Raw genomic sequence first — 2206 nt, 5'->3', positions numbered from 1 at the left:
GTAAGCGCTAGTTTAAGCACACGTTGAAGTTGAAGTTTTCGAGTTGAACAATGACGGCTCTGTTAATGAAGGAGTCGGGCAATGACGAATGGATACGATGAGCGCAGGCAGGTGTGGGCCAAGCGATTTGAGGACCAGAAGAACTCTGGTCTGAGCGTGCTGGCATGGTGCAAAGCCGAAGGGGTGAATCAGTCTGGTTTTTACAGGAGCCGCCGTCGCATGCTCGAAGTGAGCGGGTCGCAGGCCGAGCCGACCTTGGTTGCCGTGCCGATGAATCCGAGCGTTGATCGCGAGATGCGGTTGGACGATGAGACTTTCACTGATACATCTGGTGCACGGCACGCGCCGCTGGAAATCCAAACGCCCGCCGGCTTTGTGCTTCGGTTGAGCTCGCGCACGCATCTCGACTGGTTGCCGCGTCTTCTGGCGGTGCTGTGATGTGGGATAGCCCGCTAGGCAAGGTCTATCTGGCGCCGGGCGCCACTGACATGCGCCGCTCGATTAACGGCCTGTCGCTGATGGTGGCCGAGACGCTCGGGCTCGATCCGGTGAGTCCTCACTGGTTTGTCTTTTGCAGTCGCGGCGGCGACAAACTTAAAATTCTTCACTGGCAGACGAACGGTTTTTGGCTTCATTATCGTCGCCTTGAGGAAGGTCGATTTCGCTGGCCGCGCGACGCTGGAGATACGGCGGCACTGGAAATCACGGCGCGTGAGCTGCGCTGGCTACTCGATGGGCTGAACTGGCAGACGACGATTGCGCATCGGGCGATGCCGGCGCGTGAGGTTCGCTGAAGTGAATTATAAAAATACGTAAACCCACGAGGCGGCACACTTGGATATCGTACGGCAATGGAAGCCAACGATCTCAACCACTTAACGCCTGAAGTTCAGGCCTATATCCGCGCACTCGAAGCGCAGAACCGCCAACTGGCAGAACGTATTGAGGTTCTTGAGGAGCTCTTCCGTCTGGCGCAACTCAAGCGTTTCGCGCCCAGCAGCGAGAAGCTCAAGGACCGCGTGTTCGACGAAGCCGAACAACTCGCGCTGAGTGAATCCGACTACGACGATGTCCTGACGCTGCCCGACACGGGCTTGCCGCAAACGCCGGCGCCCGTAGGCAAGAAGCGCGGTCGCCGGCCACTTCCCGCGCACCTGCGACGCAAACGTATCGAATATGACTTGGGCGAACACGAGAAGGTCTGCCCGTGCTGCCAGGGTGCGTTGCACAAGATCGGCGAAGAGCTAAGCGAGCAGATGGACCTGATCGCCGCGAAGGTCCGGGTGCTGCAGCACGCACGCTTCAAATATGGTTGCCGCCACTGCCAGCGCCACGCTGAGAGCACGACCATCGTGACTGCCAAGATGCCGGCCCAGCCGCTGCCGGGCAGCAACGCGAGTGCGAACGTGATTGCGACAGTTATGACGGGTAAGTTCGTCGACGGCACCCCGCTGTACCGAATGGAGGACGTGCTGGCGCGCTCGGGCATCGACGTGGGGCGTGGCACGATGGGAAGCTGGGTCATCAAACCCACCGAACTCCATCTGACACGGCTGTACGATGCGATGCGCGTCATCCTGTTATCACAGCCGCTGATTCACGGCGACGAGACCACGGTGCAGGTGCTCAAGGAACCAGGCAAGAGCGCGCAAAGCAAGTCGTACATGTGGACTTATCGAAGCGCTCAGGACTGCGAGCAGCCGGTGGTGCTGTTTGAATACCAGCCGGGGCGCGAGCAGGCGCATCCCCAACTGTTTCTCGCCGGCTACCAAGGCATGCTGATGAGCGATGGCTACAGCGCGTGGCGCACGGTGAAGGGCGTGACGCACTATGGTTGTGTCGCTCATGCAAGACGTAAATTCGACGAAGCATTCAAGGCACAGAAGAAGCCCGACGGGCGTGCGAAACAAGGACTCGAATTCTTTAAGGCGCTCTATGAAGTCGAGCGGCTCGCGCGGGGCGATTTGCCCGAAGGCGAGACGCGCATCGACTACACGTACCGGCTACGTCAAGAGCACAGCGTGCCGTTGCTTGAAGCATTCAAGAAATGGCTGGACGAGCAGGCCGACCAAGTCTTGCCCCAGAGCCTGATTGGCAAGGCCATCAGCTACACGCGTAACCAGTGGGTCTACATGTCACGCTACGTTGAAGACGCTCGTGCCCCGATAGACAATAACGTCATGGAAAGAGAAGTTCGACCGTTTGC

At 59.0% G+C, this 2206-nt stretch carries 3 protein-coding genes; all 3 read left to right on the top strand.

All coding sequences use genetic code 11. The features are described 5' to 3' along the window. Nucleotides 1-81 precede the first annotated feature (81 nt). Nucleotides 82-438 carry an IS66 family insertion sequence element accessory protein TnpA gene (gene tnpA, locus ACSQ83_RS35785; RefSeq protein ID WP_436231363.1) on the top strand — a complete coding sequence of 119 codons (357 nt, stop codon included), beginning with the start codon at nt 82-84 and terminating at the stop codon, nt 436-438. After that, nucleotides 438-794 (top strand): IS66 family insertion sequence element accessory protein TnpB, encoded by a 357-nt coding sequence (gene tnpB / locus ACSQ83_RS35780; protein WP_375508194.1) that lies wholly within the window; start codon nt 438-440, stop codon nt 792-794. The genes tnpA and tnpB overlap by 1 nt, the downstream gene beginning before the upstream one ends. 57 nt (nt 795-851) lie before the next feature. Beyond that, nucleotides 852-2206, top strand: a 1355-nt coding sequence (gene tnpC, locus ACSQ83_RS35775; protein WP_436231362.1) for an IS66 family transposase, incomplete at its 3' end; no start/stop codon positions are given.

It is taken from the genome of Caballeronia sp. LjRoot29 (genome assembly GCF_964252755.1).
Classification (GTDB): Bacteria; Pseudomonadota; Gammaproteobacteria; order Burkholderiales; family Burkholderiaceae; genus Caballeronia.
This window is presented reverse-complemented; position numbering and strand designations above follow the sequence as displayed.

Coding starts and splice junctions, on each gene's coding strand:
- tnpB (WP_375508194.1), top strand. CDS start 438: ATGTGGGATAGCCCGCTAGGCAAGGTCTATCTGGCGCCGGGCGCCACT.
- tnpA (WP_436231363.1), top strand. CDS start 82: ATGACGAATGGATACGATGAGCGCAGGCAGGTGTGGGCCAAGCGATTT.